The organism is Cupriavidus sp. SK-4 (genome assembly GCF_000611125.1).
GTDB lineage: Bacteria > Pseudomonadota > Gammaproteobacteria > Burkholderiales > Burkholderiaceae > Cupriavidus > Cupriavidus necator.
In genome coordinates this window covers 1-1675 of record NZ_JFJW01000223.1, presented here as the reverse complement: position 1 = coordinate 1675, position 1675 = coordinate 1, and the positions used below count along the sequence as shown (strand labels likewise).

Annotated in this window: 1 protein-coding gene; it reads left to right on the top strand. The window is 65.9% G+C overall.

What is annotated here, in order from left to right:
• Positions 1 to 106: 106 nt before the first annotated feature.
• Entirely contained in the window at positions 107 to 1636 is a 1530-nt protein-coding gene (locus CF68_RS34555) for an ISNCY family transposase (RefSeq protein ID WP_035828015.1), read from the top strand.
• The last annotated feature ends 39 nt before the right edge of the window (positions 1637 to 1675 follow it).

The following is a 1675-nucleotide window of genomic DNA, read 5'->3' as shown; positions in this document are numbered from 1 at the left end:
TGTTAGCCGTTTTTTCTAATGTCGTAGTTGGGATGAATTCAAATGTCGTACCTCGGTCCGGCTCATGCCAAGCTGGCGGCCTTGCCGCCAAGCCAGGAGCATGATCATGGGCCGCCCCAACACGATCACCATGAGCATGCGCGAACTGGACCGCTGCAAGGTCATCCAGGCCGTAGTCGAAGACGGCTTGATGGTCTGGCGCGCAGCCGAGAAGCTTGGCATTTCCACGCGCCAGGTTGAGCGTCTGGCGCAGCGGTACCGGCAGGACGGTCCTCGAGGCCTCGTTTCCCGTAAATGGGGACAGCCCGGTCATCACCAGTTGCCTCAGGGGCTGGAATCCCGCGTGCGCGGCCTGATCCGCGACAGCTATGCCGACTTCGGCCCGACGCTGGCCGCCGAGAAGCTGCGCGAGCGCCATGGCATCGAGATCTCGCCGGCATGCGTGCGCCGGATCATGATCGACACCGGTTTCTGGGTGCCCAGGAAGCTGCGCCCGCCCAAGGTGCACCAGCCGAGGAGCCGCCGGGCGTGCCTGGGCGAGCTGGTCCAGATCGACGGCAGCGACCACGCCTGGTTCGAGGACCGGGCGCCGGCGTGCACGCTGCTGGTGTACGTCGACGACGCGACCAGCAAGCTGATGCAGCTGCGGTTCGTGCCGACCGAATCGACGTCGGCGTATTTCACCGCCACGCGCGCCTACATCGAGCGCCACGGCAAGCCGATGGCGTTCTACAGCGACAAGGCCGGCATTTTCCGGGTCAATGTCCGGGACAACGCCGAGGGCCGCGGCTACACCCAGTTCGGGCGTGCGCTGTTCGAGCTCAACATCGACATCCTGTGCGCCAATTCGAGCCCGGCCAAGGGCCGCGTGGAGCGGATGAACGGCACGCTGCAGGACCGGCTGGTCAAGGAACTGCGGCTGCGCGGGATCAGCGCGATGGCCGCGGCCAATGCCTTTGCGCCGCATTTCATTGCCGACTTCAACGCGCGCTTTGCCAAGGTGCCCAAGCGCGACTTCGATGCGCACCGGCCGCTGCGCGGCGACGAGGATCTGGAACGGATCTTCAGCTGGCGCGAATGGCGCAAGGTGTCCCAGAGCCTCACGCTGCAGTACGACAAGGTGCTGTACCTGCTCGAGGACCGCCCCGAGCACCGGCGCCTGATCCATCGCTATCTCGAGGTGGCCGAGTACCCGGACGGCAGGATCGAGTTGTGGGCCGATGGCGCTTCCCTGCCCTACACCACCTATGACCGGCTCGGCGCGATCGACCAGGGCGCGATCGTCGACAACAAGCGGCTGGGGCACGTGCTGGCCATCACGGCGCAGGTGCAGGCGCAGCGCGACAGTCGCCAGCAGGCGGGGCCGTCGCGCACGCTGGCCGGCGAGCCGCCGCGCCCGGCCCAGCCGTCAGCCAGCACCAAGCGCCAACGTCAGATCAACCGACTCGATCTGGAGCGCGCGCTCGCGGCAGCACCGCTGCAGCTGCGGAACGCGGACATTTTAACTTTGCCCACCGCGAATCCACCGCCCCACCCTGGGCCAGACTCGGTTGTGTCAGGCCAGCACCACCGCCCTACGGCTAACCCCAAAAAGCATCAAAACCCGCACAAAAAGCACGCCCGCACCGACATTTGAATTTGGCGGAAGGGACGACCTTTCAAAACCGGCTGGACA